This is a genomic window from Pseudomonas sp. MSSRFD41 (assembly GCF_014230245.1).
Classification (GTDB): Bacteria; Pseudomonadota; Gammaproteobacteria; order Pseudomonadales; family Pseudomonadaceae; genus Aquipseudomonas; species Aquipseudomonas piscis.
Genome location: NZ_JACKZK010000003.1, coordinates 49,154 through 72,528 on the forward strand (window position 1 = coordinate 49,154; position 23,375 = coordinate 72,528).

The 23,375-nt window shown below is 62.6% G+C and carries 21 protein-coding genes and 2 tRNA genes; 5 read left to right on the forward strand and 18 right to left on the reverse strand.

From position 1 onward, the window contains the following. Positions 1-10: 10 nt before the first annotated feature. The 4 genes from H7A76_RS07080 to rimO all read right to left on the reverse strand — a co-directional run bounded on the left by H7A76_RS07080 (position 11) and on the right by rimO (position 3,236). The gene (locus tag H7A76_RS07080) at positions 11-472 is read right to left on the reverse strand and encodes a DUF1456 family protein (protein WP_185697850.1); all 462 of its coding nucleotides are present in this window, start codon (positions 470-472) and stop codon (positions 11-13) included. A gap of 53 nt (positions 473-525) precedes the next feature. Beyond that, the gene (locus H7A76_RS07085; protein WP_185697851.1) at positions 526-1,236 is read right to left on the reverse strand and encodes an rRNA pseudouridine synthase; all 711 of its coding nucleotides are present in this window, start codon (positions 1,234-1,236) and stop codon (positions 526-528) included. Positions 1,237-1,317: 81 nt separating this feature from the next. Continuing rightward, positions 1,318-1,791, reverse strand: coding sequence for a GNAT family N-acetyltransferase (locus tag H7A76_RS07090; RefSeq protein WP_152896802.1), 474 nt, complete (start codon positions 1,789-1,791; stop codon positions 1,318-1,320). 107 nt (positions 1,792-1,898) lie between these two features. Beyond that, positions 1,899-3,236 carry a 30S ribosomal protein S12 methylthiotransferase RimO gene (gene rimO / locus H7A76_RS07095; protein ID WP_185697852.1) on the reverse strand — a complete coding sequence of 446 codons (1,338 nt, stop codon included), beginning with the start codon at positions 3,234-3,236 and terminating at the stop codon, positions 1,899-1,901. A gap of 357 nt (positions 3,237-3,593) precedes the next feature. Between rimO and H7A76_RS07100 the strand changes: the two genes are divergently transcribed. Then, positions 3,594-5,435 (forward strand): potassium transporter Kup, encoded by a 1,842-nt coding sequence (locus H7A76_RS07100; protein WP_409297283.1) that lies wholly within the window; start codon positions 3,594-3,596, stop codon positions 5,433-5,435. A gap of 65 nt (positions 5,436-5,500) precedes the next feature. Here the strand turns inward: H7A76_RS07100 and H7A76_RS07105 are convergent, their stop codons facing one another. The 4 genes from H7A76_RS07105 to H7A76_RS07120 all read right to left on the reverse strand — a co-directional run bounded on the left by H7A76_RS07105 (position 5,501) and on the right by H7A76_RS07120 (position 10,065). Beyond that, positions 5,501-6,799: a virulence factor family protein gene (locus H7A76_RS07105; RefSeq protein ID WP_185697854.1), complete on the reverse strand. Its 1,299-nt coding sequence runs from the start codon at positions 6,797-6,799 to the stop codon at positions 5,501-5,503. After that, entirely contained in the window at positions 6,799-9,441 is a 2,643-nt protein-coding gene (mprF, locus tag H7A76_RS07110) for a bifunctional lysylphosphatidylglycerol flippase/synthetase MprF (protein ID WP_185697855.1), read from the reverse strand. Before mprF ends, H7A76_RS07105 begins: the two co-directional genes overlap by 1 nt. A gap of 275 nt (positions 9,442-9,716) precedes the next feature. After that, a tRNA-Met gene (locus tag H7A76_RS07115) sits at positions 9,717-9,793 on the reverse strand. 195 nt (positions 9,794-9,988) lie between these two features. Further along, positions 9,989-10,065: transfer RNA gene (locus tag H7A76_RS07120), tRNA-Met, on the reverse strand. A gap of 291 nt (positions 10,066-10,356) precedes the next feature. On the opposite strand from H7A76_RS07120, the gene dinB reads away from it, so the two are divergent. Further along, positions 10,357-11,421 (forward strand): DNA polymerase IV, encoded by a 1,065-nt coding sequence (dinB, locus tag H7A76_RS07125; protein WP_185697856.1) that lies wholly within the window; start codon positions 10,357-10,359, stop codon positions 11,419-11,421. Between the two features lie 57 nt (positions 11,422-11,478). Here the strand turns inward: dinB and H7A76_RS07130 are convergent, their stop codons facing one another. From H7A76_RS07130 to H7A76_RS07145, 4 genes are all read right to left on the reverse strand, one after another. Beyond that, positions 11,479-12,432 carry a hypothetical protein gene (locus tag H7A76_RS07130; RefSeq protein WP_185697857.1) on the reverse strand — a complete coding sequence of 318 codons (954 nt, stop codon included), beginning with the start codon at positions 12,430-12,432 and terminating at the stop codon, positions 11,479-11,481. A gap of 17 nt (positions 12,433-12,449) precedes the next feature. Continuing rightward, positions 12,450-14,165 carry a proline--tRNA ligase gene (locus H7A76_RS07135; protein WP_185697858.1) on the reverse strand — a complete coding sequence of 572 codons (1,716 nt, stop codon included), beginning with the start codon at positions 14,163-14,165 and terminating at the stop codon, positions 12,450-12,452. 129 nt (positions 14,166-14,294) lie between these two features. Beyond that, positions 14,295-15,860: an AmpG family muropeptide MFS transporter gene (locus H7A76_RS07140; protein WP_185697859.1), complete on the reverse strand. Its 1,566-nt coding sequence runs from the start codon at positions 15,858-15,860 to the stop codon at positions 14,295-14,297. Positions 15,861-15,904: 44 nt separating this feature from the next. After that, positions 15,905-16,258 (reverse strand): MGMT family protein, encoded by a 354-nt coding sequence (locus H7A76_RS07145; protein ID WP_185697860.1) that lies wholly within the window; start codon positions 16,256-16,258, stop codon positions 15,905-15,907. Positions 16,259-16,411: 153 nt separating this feature from the next. On the opposite strand from H7A76_RS07145, the gene H7A76_RS07150 reads away from it, so the two are divergent. Continuing rightward, positions 16,412-17,419 carry a DUF481 domain-containing protein gene (locus H7A76_RS07150; RefSeq protein WP_185697861.1) on the forward strand — a complete coding sequence of 336 codons (1,008 nt, stop codon included), beginning with the start codon at positions 16,412-16,414 and terminating at the stop codon, positions 17,417-17,419. A gap of 95 nt (positions 17,420-17,514) precedes the next feature. Here the strand turns inward: H7A76_RS07150 and H7A76_RS07155 are convergent, their stop codons facing one another. Continuing rightward, positions 17,515-17,724: a cold-shock protein gene (locus H7A76_RS07155; protein ID WP_010445013.1), complete on the reverse strand. Its 210-nt coding sequence runs from the start codon at positions 17,722-17,724 to the stop codon at positions 17,515-17,517. Between the two features lie 351 nt (positions 17,725-18,075). Between H7A76_RS07155 and dcd the strand changes: the two genes are divergently transcribed. Together dcd and H7A76_RS07165 are read left to right on the forward strand one after the other, a co-directional pair. Beyond that, positions 18,076-18,642, forward strand: coding sequence for a dCTP deaminase (dcd, locus tag H7A76_RS07160; protein WP_062363567.1), 567 nt, complete (start codon positions 18,076-18,078; stop codon positions 18,640-18,642). 106 nt (positions 18,643-18,748) lie between these two features. Beyond that, complete coding sequence (locus H7A76_RS07165) at positions 18,749-18,961, forward strand: hypothetical protein (protein WP_185697862.1); 213 nt, start codon at positions 18,749-18,751, stop codon at positions 18,959-18,961. A 51-nt stretch (positions 18,962-19,012) separates the two neighbouring features. Here the strand turns inward: H7A76_RS07165 and H7A76_RS07170 are convergent, their stop codons facing one another. From H7A76_RS07170 to H7A76_RS07190, 5 genes are read right to left on the reverse strand one after another with little or no spacing between them, the layout of a single operon-like run. Beyond that, positions 19,013-19,777, reverse strand: coding sequence for an ABC transporter ATP-binding protein (locus H7A76_RS07170; RefSeq protein WP_185697863.1), 765 nt, complete (start codon positions 19,775-19,777; stop codon positions 19,013-19,015). A 13-nt stretch (positions 19,778-19,790) separates the two neighbouring features. After that, positions 19,791-20,909, reverse strand: coding sequence for a succinylglutamate desuccinylase/aspartoacylase family protein (locus H7A76_RS07175; protein ID WP_185697864.1), 1,119 nt, complete (start codon positions 20,907-20,909; stop codon positions 19,791-19,793). Between the two features lie 24 nt (positions 20,910-20,933). Continuing rightward, on the reverse strand, positions 20,934-21,644 hold the full coding sequence (locus H7A76_RS07180) for an ABC transporter permease (RefSeq protein ID WP_185697865.1): 711 nt from the start codon (positions 21,642-21,644) through the stop codon (positions 20,934-20,936). Next, positions 21,641-22,369: an ABC transporter permease gene (locus H7A76_RS07185; RefSeq protein ID WP_185697866.1), complete on the reverse strand. Its 729-nt coding sequence runs from the start codon at positions 22,367-22,369 to the stop codon at positions 21,641-21,643. The genes H7A76_RS07180 and H7A76_RS07185 overlap by 4 nt, the downstream gene beginning before the upstream one ends. 56 nt (positions 22,370-22,425) lie before the next feature. Beyond that, entirely contained in the window at positions 22,426-23,208 is a 783-nt protein-coding gene (locus H7A76_RS07190; RefSeq protein WP_185697867.1) for a transporter substrate-binding domain-containing protein, read from the reverse strand. Positions 23,209-23,375: the final 167 nt, after the last annotated feature.

Consider the following 23,375-nt stretch of genomic DNA (forward strand, 5'->3'; position numbering starts at 1 on the left):
GTCGCCTGACTTAGCCGCGCACGCGCAGGGTCAGGCCCTTGAGGAAGTTGCGCAGCAACTGGTCACCGCAAGGCCGGTAGTTGTTGTGTCCGAACTTGCGGAACAGGGCGCTCAACTCCGGCTTGGACACCGGGAAGTTGGCCGCCTTGAGCACGGCATGCATGTCGTCCTCCTTGAGCTCGAAGGCCACGCGCAATTTCTTCAGGATGATGTTGTTGGTCACCGGCAGTTCGATCGGCAGCGGCGGGCGGCTGTCATCCTTGCCGCGCTTGAAGATCACCAGGCCATCGAGGAAGTACGCCATGGTCTGGTCCGGGCAGCGCATGAAGCCCTCTTCCTCGTCCTTCTTCAGGTAGCTGACGACTTCTTCCAGGCTGACGCTGAAACCGGTGAGCTTGATGATATCGACCATCTTCTGGTCGCTGATGTCGAGCATGTAGCGCACGCTGCGCAGTACGTCGTTGTGGATCATGTTGAGGTCCTGGTCTGTGCACCTGTACCGAACGAGGGCAGGGGCTGGGGAATTCAGAATTTCTCTTTGGCCGACAGGTAGCGCCACTGGCCCAGCGGCACCTTGCCGATCGATACGCCGCCGATGCGGATCCGGCGGATGGCGATGACCTGCAGGCCTACGGCCTGGCAGAACAGCGCGATCACCCCGGGTTGCGGATTCTTCAGGGCGAAGCGCAGGCGGTTCTCGCTCTGCCAGCTGGCCTTCACCGGCGGCAGCTCGCGGCCCTTGTAGGTCACGCCGTGGTTCAGGCGATTGAAGCCGTGCTCGATCATCTGCCCGGAAACCTCGACCAGGTATTCCTGTTCGATCCTGGAGGCATCGGCACTGAGCTTGCGCTGAACCCGCCAGTCCTGGGTGAACACCAACAGGCCGCTGGCGCCGGGTTGCAGGTCGTCGCAGGCATTGAGGCGGGCAAAATGCCCGCGCAGGGGGCGTTTGCCGAAGCGATGCTCATCCGACAGGCTGGCGGCGCTGATCGACAGCCGGGCGCTTTCCAGGTCCTGGCCGGCGGGCACATTGAGCAGGATGGTCACAGGCTCCGGAGCGGTGGCCTTGGCCTCGGGGTCGAGGACCACCTTCTGGGCGCCGACCTTGAACTGTGGCTCGTCGATGACTTCGCCATCCACGGTGACCCAGCCGCCTTCGATGAACAGCTCGGCCTCCCGGCGGGAGCAGCCAACCAGCTCGATGAGGCGTTTGGAAAGACGAATCGGGTCGGTCATGACAGGGGCCGTTGCAAAAGAGGGCAGCTATTGTACCTGCCCAGCGCCGGTTGATGCGGGTCCATTCACCGGCTGTGGCCATTAGCCGCTTCGCGCCTGCGCCTGCGGCTGTTTCAGGCGCATGTGCAGCAAAGGGTAGGGCTGGCCCATGCCATCCTGTTCCGAGCGACCGACGATCTCGAAACCCTGTTTGAAGTAGAACCCCAGGGCCTGGGGGTTCTGTTCGTTGACGTCCAGCTGGATGGCGTTCAGGTGTTCCACGGCGTAGTGCAGCAACTGCCGGCCCAGCCCCTGGCCGCGGTGGTCCGGATGAATGAACAGCATTTCCACCTTGCCCGCCGCGACCCCGGCGAAACCACTGATGCGCTGGCGCTGGTCGCGGGTACAGATCAGCATCACCGCATCCAGGTAGCGGGTCAGCACCAGGTTCCTCAACAGCTCGATATAGCTATCCGGGAGAAAGTCGTGGGTGGCGCGCACCGAGGCTTCCCAGACCTGGGTCAGTTCCGGGTAGTCGCTGAATTTCGGGGTATGGATGACTGGATGTTGGCGCATGCCGCCTGCTCCTTGGGCCGAGGTTGAAGCGCATTCCAGAGCAAACGATAGACCTAAAAAAGCCCCGCATCTCGTCGCGAGAGCGGGGCTTGGCGGTTTTTTATGCCTTATAGGATCTCGGCCCAGAGATCGTACTCGTCGGCGTCGGTCACCCGGCAGCGGACCTTGTCGCCCGGCTTCAGGTGGCTGGCATTGTCGATGAAGACGTTGCCGTCGATTTCCGGAGCATCGAAGAAGCAGCGGCCCACGGCGCCTTGCTCGTCGACTTCGTCGATCAGTACTTCGATTTCCTTGCCGACGCGCTGTTGCAGGCGTGCCGAGCTGATTTCCTGCTGGTGCGCCATGAAGCGCTCCCAGCGATCCTGCTTGACGTCATCGGGCACCACTTCCAGGTCCAGGTCGTTGGCCGGGGCGCCTTCCACCGGCGAGTACTGGAAGCAGCCGACGCGGTCCAGCTGGGCTTCGGTCAGCCAGTCCAGCAGGTACTGGAAGTCTTCCTCGGTTTCGCCGGGGAAACCGACGATGAAGGTGGAGCGGATGATCAGCTCGGGGCAGACCTGGCGCCAGGCCTTGATCCGGGCCAGGGTCTTGTCCTCGAAGGCCGGGCGCTTCATGGCCTTGAGCACTTTCGGGCTGGCGTGCTGGAACGGGATGTCCAGGTACGGCAGGATCTTGCCGGCGGCCATCAGCGGGATCAGCTCGTCGACGTGCGGGTATGGATAGACATAGTGCAGCCGGACCCAGACGCCCAGGGTGCTCAGGGCTTCGCAAAGCTCGGTCATGCGCGTCTTGACCGGCGCGCCGTTCCAGAAGCCGGTGCGGTACTTGACGTCGACGCCGTAGGCGCTGGTGTCCTGGGAGATCACCAGCAACTCCTTGACCCCGGACTTGACCAGGCGCTGGGCTTCGTCGAGCACGTCGCCCACCGGGCGGCTGACCAGCTTGCCGCGCATCGACGGGATGATGCAGAAGCTGCAGCTGTGGTTGCAGCCTTCGGAAATCTTCAGGTAGGCGTAGTGCCGTGGGGTCAGCTTGATGCCTTGCGGCGGCACCAGGTCGATCAGCGGGTTGTGGTCCTGCTTGGGCGGTACTACTTCATGCACGGCGCTGACCACTTGCTCGTACTGCTGCGGTCCGGTTACGGCCAGCACGCTGGGGTGCACCTCGCGGATGTTGCCTTCTTCCACGCCCATGCAGCCGGTCACGATGACCTTGCCGTTCTCCTTGATGGCTTCGCCGATCACTTCCAGGGATTCGGCCTTGGCCGAGTCGATGAAGCCGCAAGTATTGACCACCACGACATCGGCATCCTGGTAGGTGGATACCACGTCATAGCCTTCCATGCGCAGTTGAGTGAGGATGCGCTCGGAATCGACCAGAGCCTTGGGGCAACCCAGGGAAACGAAGCCGACCTTGGGGTTGGCTGGCGCGGTAGGGGTGGACATGTCTAACCTCGGTATAGGTGTCTGGCCGCTCGGCGATCTGCATGGATGCGCTGGCGGTGAACGGGCGTTTGGGGCGCCTCTGATCAAAAAGTGCGCAATTCTAGCGATGAGCAGCGCACTTGACCAGCTTTATGCAGGGAAATACGACGAGTGCTGCGCTATGCTTCGCGCCGTTGCACATAGGCGAATTCTTTCAGTCAATCAAACGTCTGTAACAACAAGTAAAGCCGCACATGCTGCAATACCAAAGCATAGCGTTTCATTCTAAGAAGCCGGGTCTGGAATCAGGAGTATTGGATGGGTCAGGCAAGTAGTCAGGCGGCGGACGCCGAGCATTCGGCCGCGCGGCCGTTGAGCATGCTGGTCGCCGCGGTAGGGGTGGTTTATGGCGACATCGGTACCAGCCCGCTCTATACCCTCAAAGAAGTCTTTTCCGGCAGTTATGGCGTCCAGGTCAACCACGATGGTGTGTTCGGCATCCTGGCGCTGATCTTCTGGTCGCTGGTCTGGGTCGTCTCGATCAAGTACGTGTTGTTCATCCTGCGTGCCGACAACCAGGGCGAGGGCGGGATCATGGCCCTGACGGCGCTGGCCCGTCGGGCATCGGCGCCCTATCCGCGCTTGCGCTCGGTGCTGGTGATCCTTGGCCTGATCGGCGCCTCGTTGTTCTATGGCGACAGCATGATTACCCCGGCGATTTCGGTGCTCTCGGCGGTCGAGGGGCTGGAGCTGGCGTTCAGTGGCCTGGAGCATTGGGTCGTGCCATTGGCCCTGGTGGTCTTGGTAGCCCTGTTCCTGATCCAGAAGCACGGCACCGATCGCATCGGCAAGCTGTTCGGTCCGGTGATGGTGGCCTGGTTCCTGGTCCTTGGGGGCTTGGGTATCCATGGCATCGCCCAGCATCCGGAAGTGTTGCAGGCGTTGAACCCGGTATGGGCCGTGCGCTTCTTCATCTCCCATCCGGGCATGGGCGTGGCGATCCTGGGGGCCGTGGTACTGGCCCTGACCGGTGCCGAGGCGCTGTATGCCGACATGGGTCACTTCGGGCGCAAGCCCATCGCCCGGGCCTGGTTCGCCCTGGTGTTGCCGGCGCTGGTGCTGAACTACTTCGGCCAGGGCGCATTGCTGCTGGAAAACCCCGAGGCTGCGCGCAACCCGTTCTACCTGCTGGCACCGGGCTGGGCGCTGATCCCACTGGTGGGGCTGGCGACCCTGGCCACGGTGATCGCTTCCCAGGCGGTGATATCCGGCGCCTTCTCCCTGACCCGCCAGGCCATCCAGCTGGGGTACATCCCGCGGATGTACATCCAGCACACTTCCAGCGCCGAGCAAGGGCAGATCTACATCGGTGCGGTGAACTGGTCGCTGATGGTGGGGGTGATCCTGCTGGTGCTGGGCTTCGAATCCTCCGGTGCCCTGGCGTCGGCCTATGGCGTGGCGGTGACCGGCACCATGCTGATCACCAGCATCCTGGTGTCGGCGGTAATGCTGCTGCTGTGGAAATGGTCGCCGGTGCTAGCCTTGCCAGTGCTGTTGGGTTTCCTCTTGGTGGATGGGCTGTTCTTCGCCGCCAACGTGCCGAAGATCGTCCAGGGCGGTGCCTTCCCGGTACTGGCGGGGATCGTGCTGTTCGTCCTGATGACCACCTGGAAGCGCGGCAAGGAGCTGCTGGTGGACCGCCTGGACGAAGGCGGCCTGCCATTGCCGATCTTCATCGGCAGCATCCGCGTGCAGCCACCGCACCGGGTCCAGGGTACCGCGGTGTTCCTTACCGCCCGCCCGGACGCCGTGCCCCATGCCTTGTTGCATAACCTGCTGCACAACCAGGTGCTGCATGAGCAAGTGGTGTTGTTGACGGTGGTTTACGAGGACATTCCACGGGTGCCGGCCCAGCGCCGGTTCGAGGTGGATTCCTATGGCGAAGGCTTCTTCCGGGTGATCCTGCACTTTGGTTTCACCGACGAGCCGGACGTGCCCGAGGCCCTGAAGCTGTGTCACCTGGACGAGCTGGACTTCAGTCCGATGCGCACCACCTACTTCCTCAGCCGCGAGACGGTGATCGCCTCCAAGCTGGTGGGCATGGCCCGCTGGCGCGAAGTGCTGTTCGCCTTCATGTTGAAGAACGCCAACGGCAACCTACGCTTTTTCAAGCTGCCGGTGAACCGGGTGATCGAGCTGGGCACCCAGGTCGAGATCTGAGGCCGCCCAAACAAAAAGCCCCCGCTGCCTGAGGCAACGGGGGCTTTTTTGTGGCCAGTGTCAGCTCATTCCTGAGCGCTTGCCTGATCCTTGGCCTGGCGCTTCTCGATGATCTCCACCAGGCGCTTGGCCAGGGCCGGGTAGTTCTCGTCGAAGTGATGGCCGCCTGGCAGTTTCATCGCTTCGCCAACGGCGGTCTTGTCGGTGCAGCCACTCTCGTTGACCTCTTCAACGCCGTAGATGCACACCACCTTGGCTGCTGGCAGCTTGGCCATTTCCGGCCCGGTGGCGGCTTCCTTGCCAGCGTTGCCCAGCCAGCCCTCGACTTCGATCTCGAAGCTGCCGGTGCGGGCGAAGGCCAGCAGGATAATGGCGTCGACCCGCTGCTGCTCGGCTTCCGGCAGGCGGTTGTAGATGGCCGGCAGAACGTCGGCGCCGAAGGAGTAGCCGGTCAGGACGAAACGCTTGGTGCCCCACTTCTGCCGGTAGTGCTGCATCAGTTCGGTGAGGTCGGTGGCGCTTTGCTCCGGGGTCTTGTGCTGCCAGTAGTAGCGCAGGGTGTCGATACCCACCACCGGATAACCGAGCTTGGCCATTTCCCCGGCCACGTCGCGGTCCAGGTCGCGCCAGCCGCCATCGCCCGAGAGGAACAGGGTCACGGTGTCCTTGGCCTGGCCGGCCGGGACTTCCACCACGGGAATGTTCAGGCCGCCGTTGTCCGAGCCCACCAGCAGCTTGCGCAGTTCGTTGTTCAGCACCTGGGGCAGGTGGACGTCGTAGTCGCTGATGCTGGTGGTGGCATTGGGGGTGTCGCGTACGAAGCCGGCGCTTTCGTCATCCGGGTTGTCGTTCCAGGCCACCAGCCAATGGCCATGGCTCATGGTCTTGGGCAGCGGGTCGGTGCAGCCGGGCGCCGGGTCGATGGTGAAGCCCACCGATACCGCCTGGGCCTTGTCGTCGTTTTGCGCGGCGATCCAGCGCCAGGCCAGGGCGGCACCCGGGCCGATGCCGCTGACCAGGGTCGCGGGCCCGGCCAACTGTGGCAGGGCGTTCTGCAGGGCCTGTTCCTGCAGCTTGCAGTCGTCCTTGGGCAGGATCACCTGGACAATCTGCGCTGCGCCGCCGCGGCTCAGGGCCAGCAGTTGCTTGTCGCTCAGGGTCGAATCCGGCAGTACGGCGACCACCACGCGGGCCTTGGCCTTGGTGCCGGGGGTTACACGGGTCAGGGTCGAGCCATCGGCCTGGGGCAATTGCTCCAGGGTCGGCTCGGGCGCGGGGCGATTCCACCACCAATAGCCACCACCTGCGATCAGTGCCAGCACCACCAGGGTGGCCAGCAGGTACCGCCAAGTACGTCGAATCATCAGCGTTTCACCAATCCAGTCAGGCCGCCCGCGATCAGGGCGGCGGTGTCGGCCAGTGCGACCAGCGGGTCCAGCCCGGCCGGCACGGCCATGTAACGGGGTTCCCAGTCGGGCTGGAACTTGTCTTTGAAGCGGCGCAGGCCCTGGAAGTTGTAGAGCTGCTCGCCGCGACGGAACACCATCGAGCCCAGGCGTTGGGTCAGCGGTGCTCCACGGCGCGGTTGCAGGCCGGAAAGGGGCACCATCCCCAGGCTGAAGCGGGCATATCCATGATTTTTATAATGCTGGATCAGGCCGACCATCATGAACTCCATGGTCAGCTTCGGAGCATCCGGATGCGCGCGCATCAGGTCGAGGCTGGCCAGGTCGTGGCTATAGGTCTCGAGCAGGTTGGCGAAGGCCACCGGGCGTCCTTCAAAACGAATGATCGCGATACGGAAGTACTTGAGGTAGTCGTCGCTGAAACGGCCCAGGGAAAAACCCTTCTCCCGGACGTTCTTGCCGGTCAGCCAGGCATCGGAGATCACCTTCAGTTCGTCCATCGGCGCTTGCCCGGGCTCGTGGATCTCCAGCGACAGGCCGTCGCGGGTACCTCGGTTCCAGGTATAGCGCAGGTCCTTCATTTCCTTGCCCTTGGCTTCCAGGTCGAAGCGCTTGAGATCGACCCGGGCCTCTTCGCCGAGCTTGATCGCGGTCAGGCCGATGTCCATGTAGTAGGGCAGGTTCTCCGCCCGTACCTGGTAGAACACCGGGCGCGCATGGTGCACATCGCACAGGTCGCGGAACTGCCAGATCATCTCGGCGCGTTGCTGGGTCGGGCCGATGGGGTCATACAGCGCCACCAGGCTGCGACCGCGGCGGGCATACATCAGGAATGCATCGTCGTTGGGGTGGAACAGCAAAGCCTTGTCACCGGTCAGCGCCAGGCCACCGTCGGGCTGGGAGGAGGCCATGAGGATCTTCGCTGCCTTGTCCAGTTCGTCGCCGGTGGGCAGGTGGATCACCGGGCGCGCGGTGCGCAGCAGCCAGGTCAGGGATACCACCAGCAGCAGGACCGCGGCGCCCAGCAGCGAGCGCAGGCCCCGTGGAGCATCGGCGTCGAGGGTGAACTGCCACCACAGTTGGTGACTGTAGGGCACGTCCTGGTAGGCGAACAGCAACAGCCAGATCGACGCTCCGAGCACACAGACGCTGGCCACCAGGTACAGCGGCGAGAACGGCAGCTCGGTGAGGCGGCTAGGGCGATAGAACGAGCGACGGAAGACGGCCAGCAGGCTGGCGGTCAGGGTCATCAGGCAGGCTTCTTCCCAGTCGAAACCCTTGAGCAGGGACAGCACGGCGCCCACCAGCAGCAGGATGGTGGTGAGCATCCAGGCGGCCGACAGGCGCCGACGCAGGCCCTGGGCCAGCAGCAGGCAGAGCACTCCGATCAGGCTGGCGCCGAAGTGCGAAGCGTCCACCAGGCGATGGGGAATCAGGAAGCCGATGTGTTGCAGGCGGGTATCGATTTCCGGGGTGGCGCCGGAGAACAGCAGCACCACGCCGGAGAGGAACACCAGCACCGCGAGGACCGGAGCCGCCAGGCCCGATGCCGCGCGCAGCGTTTGGCGAGTCTGGAACAGGCGCTGGGCTTCGTTGATCAGCAGCAGCACGCAGGCCACCAGCATCGGCAGCACGACGTAGATCAGTCGATACAGCAACAGGGCCGCCGCCAGTGGCGCAGCTCCCAGCTTGTCGGCGAAGGCCGCCAGCAGGATCGCCTCGAACACCCCGACGCCACCCGGTACATGGCTGAGCACCCCGGCGGCCAGGGCCAGCAGGTAGACCAGCAGGAATGCGCCGAAGGGCGGGGCCTCGGGCAGTAGCAGGTACAGCACGGTGGCGGCCGCAGCCACGTCCAGGGCGGTGATGACCAGTTGCAGCAAGGTCAGGCGGGGGCCGGGCAGGCGCAGGGTGCGACGGCCGATCCGCACCAGCAGGTTATCGCGCAGGGGCTGTTCCGGCAGGCGGCGGCGATAAAGCCCCATGGCCAGCACCGCGCCGAGCAGCAGTACGGCAATGGCGATGGCGGCCAGCAGGCCCTCGGGCAGGCGCAGTGCCGTCGAGGCGGCGGGCAGGTTGCTCAAGGTCGCCAGGGCGGCCAGGGGCGGCAGGGCACAGCCCAGGGACAGGCTGGCGAACAGGGTCATGTGGGCGACGTCGGCGGCCCCCAAGCCATGCCGAGCATAAAGCCGGTAGCGCACCGAGCCCCCGGAGAGCAGCGACAGGCCGATGGCGTTGCCGATGGCGAAAGCGGTGAATCCGCCCAGGGCCAGGGTGCGCCCGGAAAGATCGACCCCGGCATAACGACTGGCGGACCACTCATAGCCGAGCAGGATGATGAAGCCGACGATGGTCGCGCCCAGTGCGCCGAGCAGCGCCGGCTTGGGTACTTCCAGGATCGAGTCGTGCAGGGCGTAGAAATCCAGCTCGCTAAGCAGGTGGCGGCAGGCGACCAGGGCAATGGCGAACAGCAGCAAGGTCACCACCAGGCCGAGCGGCTGGCGGTATTTGCTCAGCAGTTCCAGCCAGCGCAAACGAGTGACTGTGATGGGTTGTGTAGCGGTATCGGTGTCTTGTGAATCAGACGTGTTGGCGCGCATCAATCACCTCTTGGATTGTGCGCGACAGGATGGGGGTATCCGGCCAAGTTACCAATCCCTGTGGAAAAATAATTTCAAATATTAACGCGTCTCGGCGTGGCCCGACGACCCGGGGTGGGTGGCACAAGGACAGGCTTGAGACAGAGCATAGCTTGCATCTTGAAGAATCGAAGCATCGCCAAAGGTTCGCAATACTTTGCCAGGTCTTTGTTGCGAAAGGATTTTTTCTACAGGTACAAAAAAGGCCACTCTTTCGAGCAGCCTTTTTTGATATTTGGTTGCGGGAGCCGGATTTGAACCGACGACCTTCGGGTTATGAGCCCGACGAGCTACCAGACTGCTCCATCCCGCGTCTGTGGGGCGGCATTCTACAGGTGAACGACCGAGTGTCAACCGTTAATGACCATCAGGGTCAAATAAGCGTCGATTTTTCTACTTCGATGCTTAACCCATGGCCACGCAAGGAGTTTTCCCGAAATGCCCGGGGGAGGGCATAAGCGACGTGCACAAAAAAGGCCACTTCAAGGAAGTGGCCTTTTTCTATATCTGGTTGCGGGAGCCGGATTTGAACCGACGACCTTCGGGTTATGAGCCCGACGAGCTACCAGGCTGCTCCATCCCGCGTCTGATGTGGCGGGATTCTACAGGGAGTTGAGAGACTGTCAATCATTAATTTAAAAAAATTGCTTCCGGTTCAACCGGTTAGCCGCTTGCGACGGGCTTTGAAAACCGCCTGGAGGTAGATGGCACGGGGCTTTCAGCTCTATTGCGGGTGGACCATCCATTGAGCGGATAAATCCTTGGGTGGCTCTCGTGAACCAGCAGGATGATGCAAGGTACTGGTGCTATATACAGGTGTCGTTAGATACTGGGCGCCTGTCCATTCCGGCGGTCTTCCATGATCCCTGCCTTCCCATGATGCAGCGCAAAATCATCCATATCGATTGCGACTGTTTCTACGCTGCCATCGAAATGCGCGACGATCCGCAATTGGCCCGCAAGCCCCTGGCCGTTGGTGGCTCCGCCGAGCGGCGAGGGGTGATCGCTACTTGCAACTACGAGGCCCGTGCCTACGGGGTGCGTTCTGCCATGTCGTCCCGGCATGCGCTGGCGTTGTGCCCGGACCTGGTCATCGTCAAGCCGCGCATGGATGCCTATCGCGAAGCATCCAGGGAGATCCACACGATCTTTCGCGACTACACCGACCTGATCGAGCCGCTGTCGCTGGACGAGGCCTACCTGGATGTCTCCGACAGCCCGAACTTCTCCGGCAGTGCCACGCGTATCGCCCAGGACATCCGCCGGCGCGTTTCCAACCAGTTGCACATCACGGTGTCGGCCGGTGCCGCGCCGAACAAGTTCCTGGCCAAGATCGCCAGTGATTGGAAGAAGCCCAACGGGCTGTTCGTGATCACGCCGGGCCAGGTCGAGGATTTCGTTTCCGAGTTGCCGGTGAGCAAGTTGCATGGAGTGGGCAAGGTTACCGCGGACAAGCTCGGCCGGCTGGGCATAACCAGCTGCCTGCAATTGCGCGACTGGAGCAAGTTGGCGCTGGTACGTGAGTTCGGCAGTTTCGGCGAGCGCCTCTGGAGCCTGGCGCGGGGAGTCGATGAGCGGCCGGTGCAGAATGACAGCCGACGTCAATCCATCAGCGTGGAGAACACCTACGATGCCGATCTGCCGGACCTGGATAGCTGCCTGCAGAAGTTGCCGGAGCTGATGGAAGCCCTGGCCGGACGCATGGCGCGCATCGACAGCAGCTACCGACCGGGCAAGCCGTTCGTCAAGGTGAAATTCCATGACTTCACCCAGACCACCCTGGAACAGGCAGGGGCCGGGCGCGACCTTGAGAGTTATCGGCAGTTGCTGAGCCAGGCCTTCAAGCGTGGTGGCAAGCCGGTGCGACTGCTGGGCATAGGCGTACGCCTGCACGACCTGCGCGGCGGTCACGAGCAGTTGGAGTTGTTCAGGGAGTCGTAGGAGGAGGGGGCGAGCCGGGCACCAGGAGCGTGAGCCCATGGTGCCGGTCGGGACAAATCAGTTACTGCCAGGATCCGCCACCAGGCGTCCGGCGTCCTTGGTCAGGGCCTTGAGAAACTCTTTCTGCAGTTCCGGATCGTTGCGTGTCAGCTCGATCAGGCTCTGCTCCAGCTCACTGGCTTCTTCTTCCAGGCCCAGTTGCGACAGGCGCTTGACCCGGTGCACCCACTCACTGACTTCGTCGTCCTCGAGGTCGTCGTAGATCAGCGCATGGGCCTCCACCAGCTTGCTGCGCAGGCCGGGGCTGATGCTCAGGGATGAATCGGAATGCACCTCGTCCTGGGCATCCTCGACACTGATCTGCAGCTTGCCGATGTGCTTGAGATCCTGCCCGGAGAACGGGTCGTCCAGGAGGTTCAAGCGCACCACGCCGTTGCGATCGGTGCTCAGCTCGTAGGTCTGCTTGCCAGCCTTGACCTGCACCGGGCGTTCGCTCCAGGGCAGGCTCGAATATTCCACGCGCTTGTCGCGCTGGACCTCGTCGATCGCTGCCAGGTTCTGCTGGGCACGGCCATGGGATGGCATGTTCATGAACGGGTTGACCCCCGAGACACCGTAGCTGAGCCAATCCTTGGTGACGCTGTCCGGCAGGTTGCCCAGGGCGAACACATTGACCACATTGGCGCCGACACCGGCCACCAGGGCCACCGCGCCCAGCGGGATCTCGTAGATTTCCCGCCAGGCTTGGTAGGGGGTATAGCGGTCGTAGTGGCGTGTAACCTCGAACTCGGTGACTTCGAAGGTCTTCTGCTCGTGGATGCGTACCCGTCGTTGCGGCAGCTCAAGCACCTTGGGCTCGCCGACATCGATCTGCAGGCTATGGTCGAGCAGCTTGCGCTCGACCCGCTCCTCGTGTTCGCTGCGTTGCGACATCTGGTTGGCGCAGCCGCTGACCAGCAGGGCACCGCACAGGGCGGCGCCACCGAGGCTTAGGGTGTTTCGCTTGAACATGACTTCTCTATCTGGTTTCAGCGACGGATACGGGCTTGGAGGAAGGACAGGACGTCGGCCACCGGCAGCGCTTGCGCCTCGGCTTCGGTACGGCTCTTGTATTCCAGGTTGCCATCGGCCAGGCCGCGGTCACTGACGACGATCCGGTGCGGAATGCCGATCAGCTCCATGTCGGCGAACTTGATACCCGGGCTGGTCTTCTTGTCGCGATCGTCCAGCAGGACCTCGAAACCGGCAGCGGTGAGTTGCTCGTAGAGCGCGTCGGTGGCTTCGCGAACCTGTTCGGTTTCATAGCGCAGCGGTACCAGGGCGATCTGGAAGGGAGCCAGCGTGTCGCTCCAGATGATGCCTTTATCGTCGTTGTTCTGTTCGATGGCGGCAGCCACCACGCGGGATACGCCGATACCGTAGCAGCCCATCTCCAAGGTGACCGGCTTGCCGTTCTCGCCCAGTACTTCGCACTTCATCGCCTGGCTGTACTTGCTGCCCAGCTGGAAGATGTGCCCGACTTCGATGCCGCGCTTGATCTCCAGCACGCCCTTGCCGTCCGGGCTTGGGTCGCCAGCGACCACGTTGCGCAGGTCGGCCACGGCTGGAACCGGCAGGTCGCGCTCCCAGTTCACGCCGAAGTAATGCTTGTCGTCGATGTTGGCACCGACGCCGAAGTCGCTCATCAGGGCTACGGAGCGGTCGATGATGATCGGCAGCGGCAGGTTCACCGGGCCCAGGGAGCCGGCGCCAGCGCCGATGGCGGCGCGCAGTTCGGCCTCGGAAGCCATGACCAGCGGGTCGGCGACGCCTGGCTGCTTGGCCGCCTTGATTTCGTTGAGCTCGTGGTCGCCACGGATGATCAGGGCGATCAGCTTGCCCGGCTCTTCGGCGTGCACCACCAGGGTCTTGACGGTCTTTTCGATCGGCAGGTTGTAGCGTTCCACCAGCTGGGCGATGGTCTTGGCGTCAGGAGTGTCCACCAGGCGCATGGTTTCGGTCGGCGCCGGGCGCGAGGTTTCGCGAGGCACGGCCTCGGCTTTCTCGATGTTCGCCGCGTAGTCGGAACCGTTGCTGAAGATGATGTCGTCTTCGCCGGACTCGGCCAGGACGTGGAACTCATGGGAGCCGGCGCCGCCGATGGAGCCGTTGTCCGCTTCCACCGGGCGGAACTTCAGGCCCAGGCGGGTGAAGATGTTGCAGTAGGCCTGGTGCATGCGGTCATAGGTGACCTGCAACGACGCCTGGTCGGCGTGGAAGGAATAGGCGTCCTTCATGATGAACTCGCGACCGCGCATCAGGCCGAAGCGTGGACGGATCTCATCGCGGAATTTGGTCTGGATCTGGTACAGGTTCAGCGGCAACTGCTTGTAGCTGCTCAGCTCGTTGCGGACCAGGTCGGTGATCACTTCTTCGTGGGTCGGGCCTGCGCAGAAGTCGCGATTGTGGCGGTCCTTCAGGCGCAGCAGTTCGGGGCCGTATTGCTCCCAGCGTCCGGACTCCTGCCACAGCTCGGCCGGCTGGATGCCCGGCATCAACACTTCAAGCGCGCCAGCGGCGTTCATTTCTTCGCGAACGATGGCCTCGACCTTGCGCATCACCCGCAGGCCCATCGGCAGCCAGGTGTACAGGCCGGAAGCCAGTTTGCGGATCATGCCGGCGCGCAGCATCAGCTGGTGGCTGATCACGACCGCGTCGGAAGGCGTTTCTTTTTGTGTGGCGAGCAGATATTGACTGGTACGCATGGTAGGCCGTTGTCGGTTGCTTAAGACTGGAAGTGACGGAGCATTGTACGGGCGCATGCCGCTGGCGTACAGGATTGCGCTCGGCAGGGGTTGGAGCGGTCTGGAAAAGCCCGCAACCCCTGGGAAACGCTAGGATTCTTCGCCGACGGCGGTGTTGCTGGCCGAGGTTTGTTCATCGGCGTTCGGGCCGGCGCGATGGCTTTCCTGGAACCAGTGCAGGGCGATCAGGATCAGGGTCGGGACACCGAGGATCGCAGTGATGAGGAAGAAGTCGTGATAACCGAATTTTTCCACCATGACCCCTGAATAGCCGCCGATCAGGCGCGGCAGCAACAGCATGATGGAGCTGAGCAGCGCGTACTGGGTGGCCGAGAACTTCAGGTTGGTCAGGCTCGACAGGTAGGCGACGAACGCCGAGGTGGCCATCCCCGAGCTGAAGTTGTCCAGGGAAATGGTGACGATCAGCATCTTCAGGTTCGGCCCCATGTCGGACAGCATGAGGAACAACAGGTTGGTGCCGGCGGATGCGGCGCCACCGATGAACAGGATCGGCAGGATGCCGAAGCGCACGATCAGCAGGCCGCCCATGCCGGCGCCGATCAGCGTCATGATCAGGCCGAAAATCTTGCTGACCCCGGCGATCTGGTCCTTGGTGAAGCCCTGGTCGATGTAGAACACGTTGGCCATGACCCCCATGACCGTGTCCGACATGCGGTAGGTAGCGATCAGCCCCAGCAGCAGAAAGGCCTGCCAGCGATAGCGCAGGATGAAGTCGTTGACCGGCGTCAGTACCGGCGCCAGGCCGCGGCGGCCCATGGCGGACAGGCACAGGGCGGTGAGGGTGATATAGAGGATGGCGCGCAGGAAGGCCCGGTCCTCCAGCAACAGGTCCAGCAGGCTGACGCCCTCGAAGATCACGCTGGCGAAGTCGGTGTTGTAGAGCTGGGTGAAGGTGGCGGGCACCGAGACCAGCAACACGATCAGCACGAATACCGAGATCAGCTGGTGGGCGAAGCTGTAGCGTCCCGCCGACAGCTGGGTGCGCAGGGGCACTGCGGGTTCGCGCATGAACAAGGTGGTGATCAGGGCCGGGATCATCAGGACCCCGAACAGCACGTAGGTGCCGGTCCAGGCCGAATGCTTGTAGCTGAAGCCAGTGGAGCCGAAACCTTCGGCGAAGAACAGCGCGCCGGCGGTGGCCAGCAGGACCGCCACCCGGTAGCCGGACATATAGCTGGCAGCCAGGGCGGCCTGGCGGCTGTCGTCGGCGATTTCCAGGCGGTAGGCGTCGATGGCGATGTCCTGGGTGGCCGAGGCAAAGGCCACGATCACCGCAATGGCGATCAGCCAGGACAGGTGTTTCTGTGGGTCACAAAAGCCCATGCCGATCAGGCCCAGGATCACCAACGCCTGGGCCAGGACCAGCCAGGATCGTCGTCGACCCAGCTTGCCCAGCAGCGGCAGGCGCCATTGGTCGAGCAGCGGCGACCACACCCACTTGAAGGCATAGGCCAGGCCGATCAGGCTGGCATAACCGATGGTTTCGCGGGCCACTCCGGCCTCGCGCAACCATACCGAAAGCGTCGAGAACACCAGCATGTAAGGCATGCCGGCAGCGAAACCAAGCAGCAACAGCACGAGCGTCGAGGGGCTGGCATAGGCGGCAAGTGCGGCGCGCCAGGTTTTACGGGGCATGGGCTGGAGTCTGCCTCAAGGATTACGGAAACAAAGCGCGCACTCTAACCGCTGTGCTCTACCGGACGCCAGCCATGGCGCCGAATATCCACCCTGTTGTTCAGTACGCTGATGCCTTCCGCGCGCAGCCTCGCGCGTTGTTCGTCCCCTGATGGGCTGCCTGCAGGCAGGCTGATGCGACCGCCGGCCCCCAAGACCCGGTGCCAGGGCAGGCTGGTGCCGGCAGGTAGCTGGCTGAGGGTGCGTCCGACCCAGCGCGCCGCCCGTCCCAGGCCGGCCATTTCCGCCAACTGGCCGTAGCTGACCACCTTGCCTTCGGGAACCTGGGCCAGGGTCAGGTATAGCGCCGTGCGTCGGATTTGCGCGGGCGTCTGTGAGTCTTGGCTGAGTTCGGTCACATTCGCGGTTCCAGATAGAGGGGGGGCGGTTCGTGGTGATTAAAGGCAGATGAGGATTGAACTCATTCTTAATAGCTGGGTCATTCGTGATCAGGGCCTATTTCAACTGGAATAATGCCGTTTTTTTCGCAAGTCCGAGTTTTGTATTGAGCTATGTTGCCTAGAATTTTCGTTTGTTTCGCCTTGCTTGGCGCTTCCTTGCCCGTGCTGGCCGATGTCGTGTGGCTGAAGAATGGTGACCGTGTCAGCGGCAAGATCAAGGTGTTCGACGGTGGCAAGCTGCTGATCCAGACCGATTATGGCGGGGCTATTTCCATCGACTGGAAGCAGGTCAAGACCCTGGAGAGCGACCAGGAGCTGCTGGTCAAGGAGGATGCCTATTCGGGAGAAAGGGCCAAGTCGCTGCGACCGGCCGCGGAGGGCAAGGTCACCCTGGCCAATGGCGAGGCACCCAGGACAGTGGAGCTGGCCAGCATCCAGCAGATCATGAAGCCCAAGCCGCTGGTGGAAGACATCGTATGGAAAGGCAATGTCGATGTGGCCATGGACTATAAGCGGGCCGAGAAGGATACCGATCGCTATGACATCGACCTCAAGACCTCCGCGCGCCATGGTGCCTGGCGACACAATGCCGAGGCCGAATACAACCGAGAGTTCCAGAACAAGGCGGTGACCACCGATAACTGGCAGGCCGAATACGCCCTGGACCGCTTCCTTACCCAGCAGTGGTTCTGGCAGGGGCGCTTGACCTACAAGCGCGACAAGGTCGAGGACCTCGAGCAGCAACGGGTAATGGGTACAGGTCCGGGTTATCAGTTCTGGGACGACGAACTGGGAGCCTTCTCGCTGGGCTCGCTGCTCAACCGCACGGACTATCGGTATGCCGATGGCGGCAAGGACAACTTCTATTCCCTGGCCATGAAGTGGGACTACAACCGTTACCTGGTCGGCAAGCGGATCGAGTTCTTCACCGCTGGCGAAGTGAGCAGGCCTCTGTCCGGGGTGGCCGATTACGCCCTGGATGCCGAGGTGGGCTTGCGCTACAAGGTCACCGACTGGGCGTCGCTGAACCTCAAGGCGGAGAAGGACATGATCCGAGGTACTGAAAACAGCGACCTGGACAAGACTCGCTATACCGTGGGTTTCGGCGTGACCTGGTAACCCCGGGCGCGCTCCAGCGGCAGTTGCAGGAAAAACCTTCGGGCACAAAAAAGCCCCGCTGTTGAGGGCGGGGCTTTTTACTGGATCAGTGCAAGTTAGATAACTTGTACTTCTTCAGCTTGCATGCCTTTCTGGCCGCGAGTAGCGACGAAAGAAACCTGCTGGCCTTCTTTCAGGGTTTTGAAGCCGTCAGCCTGGATGGCTTTGAAGTGTACGAACAGGTCGTCACCGGATTGTGGGGTGATGAAGCCGAAGCCTTTCTCATCGTTGAACCACTTAACGGTACCGGTTTGGCGATTAGACATGGTGTATCTCCTTGGACAAAGTTAACTGCGACTCGGGAAAAGCCCGGGCCGAGACTGAGTGCAAAGAGCAGGAAAAATTCTTGAAGATGGTTGGATCGAAATTCAACATCGTGTAGAGATTCTCAGTGACACAAGCAGCACAGTGGCGCCACCTTAAACCTTTTTCCCGAACGTGCCAATGGCCATTGCGAAGGTTTCTCGGTTTTCGTGATCGGTAACCGGCCATCTGTCTTGTAGCCCTTGAAAAACGTGGGATGGGGCGAGAAAAACCGCCTGGACTTTGAACCCGGCCCCGCGCCCCGGTAAGATGCCGCACAGAATTTTTCACCTCGTTATTTCAGGACTTCCGCCATGAGCATCAAATCGGACAAGTGGATTCGCCGCATGGCGCAAGAGCACGGCATGATCGAACCGTTCGTCGAGCGCCAGGTGCGCGGCGAGCAGGACAGCCGGGTGATTTCCTTCGGCGTCTCCAGCTACGGCTACGACGTCCGCTGCGCCGACGAATTCAAGGTGTTCACCAACATCAATTCGGCCACTGTCGACCCGAAGGACTTCGATGCCGGCAGCTTCGTCGACATCAAGAGCGACGTGTGCATCATCCCGCCCAACTCGTTCGCCCTGGCCCGTACCGTCGAATACTTCCGCATTCCGCGTGACGTGCTGACCATTTGCCTGGGCAAGAGCACCTACGCCCGTTGCGGCATCATCGTCAACGTCACCCCGCTGGAACCCGAGTGGGAGGGCCACGTGACCCTGGAGTTCTCCAACACCACCACCTTGCCGGCGAAGATCTACGCCAACGAAGGCGTGGCGCAGATGCTCTTCCTGCAATCCGACGAAGAATGCGAGGTGTCCTACAAGGACCGTGGTGGTAAATACCAAGGCCAACGTGGCGTCACCCTGCCGCGTACCTGATCCCGTTCGTCTGACGAACAGCGGGAATTCCTGGGAGGGCGGACACTCTATTGCAGTGTCCGCCGGCACGCGCAAGGCGTGCCGGGTACAGCCCAGGAGTACCCTCATGAAGATCGATCCCCGAATCAGCGCCACCTTGGCAAGGCTCGAACCCAATCAGGTTGGGGTACTGGCCTGGAGCCTGCTGGCGCATCCTCCTGTCGACATGGCGGGGGGCATCCCCGGCCAGCCAGATCCCGATACCCCACTGCCTGCCGAGCCCAGCGAGCCCGGCGAGCCGACCCTGCCGGACGAGCCGCCACCCGCGCCTGTGGCCTGAACCGCGCGGTGCCTGGCACCCGCGACCGACGGAAATGGCGCGGGTGGCGGGCTACTTCAGGTTGCCGCTGAGGAACTGCTTCAGGCGCTCGCTCCTGGGGTTGCCCAGGACCTCTTCGGGCGCACCTTCTTCTTCCACCAGGCCCTTGTGCAGGAATAGCACCTGGCTTGAGACCTTGCGTGCAAAGCTCATCTCGTGGGTCACCATGATCATGGTCCGGCCTTCCTCCGCCAGCCCCTGGATCACCTTGAGCACCTCGCCCACCAGTTCCGGGTCCAGGGCCGAGGTGGGCTCGTCGAACAGCATCACCTCCGGTTCCATGGCCAGTGCCCGGGCGATGGCCACCCGCTGCTGCTGGCCGCCGGAGAGGAAGGCCGGGTACTGGCTGGCGACCCGGGCCGGCAGGCCGACCTGGTCCAGGTAGCGCCGGGCCCGCTCCTCGGCGTCCCGGGTGCCGACCCCGAGTACCCGGCGCGGAGCCATGGTGATGTTCTCCAGCACGCTCATATGGCTCCACAGGTTGAAATGCTGGAACACCATGGCCAGTCGGGTGCGAATGCGCTGCAGCTCCGCCGGATCGGCCACATGCATGCCATGGCGGTCCTTGACCATGCGGATCGGCTGGCCATCCAGGCTCATGGCCCCGTCGTCCGGGGTCTCGAGGAAGTTGATGCAACGCAGGAAGGTGCTCTTGCCCGAGCCGCTGGCGCCGATCAGGCTGATCACATCGCCCGTTCTGGCCTTGAGGGAAACTCCCTTGAGCACTTCATTGTCGCCATAGCATTTATGCAGGCCTTCAACAGTCAATTTGTACATGGGGCATGCATCCTCAAGGCGAAAGTAGATAGCCGCTGCGATAGGCTTCGCGACCGGCGACATGGGCGATCACCATGCCGGCGGTGGCCATGCGGCGCAGCGAGCGGGCATACATCAGCCCGGCATTATGGCAATGGATGGGGATGACCCGGTCGGTGATCGGGTCGATGATCTCGGCCACTTGCTGCCCGGCCTCCAGGTACTGTCCCGGCAGGGCGCTGAACACCAGCAGCCCGCCCAGCGGCGTCGCCAGCGGCTCCACCCCGGCCAGTGGCGTGGCTGGAAACGCCAGTTCCGGCAACTGCGGTGCCTCGCCAGCGATGGCGCCATAGTGGGTCAGGTAGTCCAGCAGGGCCTGGCAATCGCGGCTGGCCAGCGGGTGATTGACGTCGCCCTGGCCGCGCAGTTCGACGGTGACTGCCAAGGTGCCGGTGGGGATCGTGAAGCGCTCGCCAAAACGTTGTTGCAGCTGCCACCAGGGCAGGGTGAAGCACTCATCGAACGACTGGCCGCCGGAGTCGGTGGCCAGCAGGCTCGCCTGGGAGCCGATGTAGCGGGCGAGCGGTTCGATTCGCGGCCAGGCCTCGGGGGTGGTGTACAAATGCGTCACCGCTTCGAAATCGCAGTGCAAGTCCAGCACCAACTCGGCATCGCAGGCCAGCCGTTGCAAGGTCAGGCGCAGGGACTGCAACTGGGTCTCGGGCCGCTGGCGCGCCAGGGCATCGGCCAGGTGTCGGCGGACCAAGTCGAGGTTGTGCTGGGGATCCTCATCGAGCAGGTCCTGGATGGCGTCGCCCACCTGCAGGCCGAGGTCGGCGAAGCCGCGATTGAAGTTCTGCCCGCTCTCCAGTTCATAGCGGCCCAGGGGGACGTCCATCAGCACTTGTTCCAGGCCGATGGGGTTGGCCACCGGTACCAGGACGATTTCGTGGCGCAGGCGGCCGGCGGCCTCCAGTTGCCCCAGGCGTTGCTTGAGGTGCCAGGCCACCAGCATGCCGGGCATTTCATCGGCGTGCAGCGAAGCCTGGATGTAGATCTTGCGAGCGGCCTGGGCGGGGCCGAAGTGAAAGCTGTGGACCTGCCGCGCGGTGCCCGGCAACGGTGCGAGCAGGTCGTGGATCTCATGGCGCATTGGGTGTTTTTCCTGCTGCAAGTCCTAATGAGCCGGGCCAAGGAAGGCCAGCCAGCGGCGTTCGGCCAGGCGGAACAGGCCTACCAGGGTGAACGTCACGCACAAATAGATGAGGGCGGCGATGCCGAACGACTGGAACGTCAGGAAGGTCGCCGAGTTGGCATCACGGGCGATTTTCAGGATGTCGGGAACGGTCGCGGTGAAGGCCACGGTGGTCGAGTGCAGCATCAGGATCACTTCATTGCTGTAGTAGGGCAGCGAACGGCGCAGGGCCGAGGGCATGATCACGTAGGCATAGAGCTTCCAGCCGCCCAGGCCGTAGGCCTTGGCCGCTTCCACCTCGCCATGGGCCATGCTGCGGATCGCCCCGGCGAAGATCTCCGTGGTGTAGGCGCAGGTGTTCAGGGCGAAGGCCAGGATGGTGCAGTTCATCGCATCGCGAAAGAACGCATCCAGCACCGGCTGGGCACGGACGGCGGCGATGCTGTAGATCCCGGTGTAGCAGATCAGCAACTGGATATAGAGCGGCGTGCCGCGGAACAGGTAGGTGTAGAACTGCACCGGCCAGCGCACCAGGCGCCGGGGTGAGACCCGGGCGATGGACAATGGGATCGACACCAGAAAACCGATGGCGATCGACGCGCTGAGCAGCCACAGGGTCATGGCCAGGCCGGTGATGTGGTAGCCGTCGCTGTAGAGGAACGGGCGCCAGTATTCCTGCAGGAGTTCGATCATCGCACGGCCTCCCGGGCACCCGCGGCATAGCGCCGTTCAAGCCGACGCAGGACAAAATTGGAAGCGCTGGTGATCAGCAGGTAGATCAGCGCCGCCAGAACCAGGAAATAGAACAGCTGGTAGGTGCTCTTGCCGGCATCCTGGGCGGCCTTGACCAGATCGGCCAGGCCGATGATCGACACCAGGGCCGTGGCCTTGAGCATCACCATCCAGTTGTTGCCGATGCCCGGCAGGGCGAAGCGCATCATCTGCGGGAAGACCACGAAGCGAAAGCGCTGGCCGCGCTTGAGGCCATAGGCGGTAGCCGCTTCCACCTGGCCCCGGGGCACGGCGAGGATCGCGCCACGGAAGGTCTCGGTGAAATAGGCGCCGTAGATGAAGCCCAGGGTGATCACCCCAGCGCTGAAGGGATTGATCTCGATGTATTCCCACTCCATGAAATCGGTGAAGGACGTCAGCCAGGTCTGCAGGCTGTAGAAGATCAGCAGCATCAGCACCAGGTCCGGCACGCCGCGAATCAAGGTGGTGTAGAGCTGGGCAGGTAGGCGTAGCAAGGCAAGGCTGGAGAGTTTGGCGCTGGCGCCGATCAGGCCCAGCAGCACGCTGACCAGCAGCGATAGCACCGACAATTTGACGGTCATCCAGGTACCTTCCAGCAGCAAGGGGCCGAAACCCTTCAAGCTGAACGCGCAAAGCCCCAGGTTCGTTAGGAGTTGTTCGAACATCGATCAGTGACCCGTGACGATAAAAAAGGCGCCCATCGAGGATGGGCGCCGGCAGGTTATTTACCGCTGTAGAGGTTCAGGTCACCGAAGTGTTTTTTCTGGATGGTGGCGTAGGTGCCATCATCGTGTAACGCTTTGATACCTTTATCCAGGAGCGCTTTCAGCTCTTTGTTACCTTTCGAGATACCCACTGCGGTCTTGGCCGGCAGCAGGGGGTCGTCCACCGGTTTGCTGATCTCATAGTCGGCGCCCTGTGGCGACTTGAGGAAGCCCAGCTCGGCTTGCAGCATGTCCTGGATCGATGCGTCCAGGCGCCCGGAAGTCAGGTCGGCATAGACCTGGTCCTGGTTCTGGTAGGCCTGGGTCTTGATCCCGGCCTTGTCTAGCACGGCCTTGGCGTAGGCTTCCTGGATGGTGCCCTGCTCGTAACCGATGGTCTTGCCCTTGAGCGAGGCGGTGTCTTCGCTCAGCCCCGAGCCTTTCTTGAATACGAAGGCGGTGGGGCCGGAGAACAGCTCGTTGGAGAAGTCGATCACCTTTTCCCGGGCCGGGGTCACGGTCATGGAGGAGATCACGCCATCGAACTTGTTGGCCTTGAGGCCCGGGATCATGCCGTCGAAATCGCTTTCGACCCATTTGCACTTGACCTTCAGCTCGGCACAGATGGCGTTGCCCAGGTCGATGTCGAAGCCCACCAGGCTGCCATCGGCGGCCTTGGATTCGAAAGGCGCGTACGAAGGATCGACGCCGAAGCGCAGCTCCTTGTATTCCTTGGCCAGTGTCGAGCCGGCGGCCAGGCACAGAGCCAGTGCAGAAAGGGTCAGCAATGCTTTTTTCATTATTCAATCCCTAAGAGCCGATATGAGCGCTTGTGGCGCATGGGTGCTGTTACTGCAACGCATGAGACTTAATGAAAGTAGCAATTTCCGAACCAGAGTCCCGAACAGCTGTTTTAAAAGCCTGGGGAGCCTTCGTGAGGCAGCGCTCGCGCTGAAAGGGGGCGGGG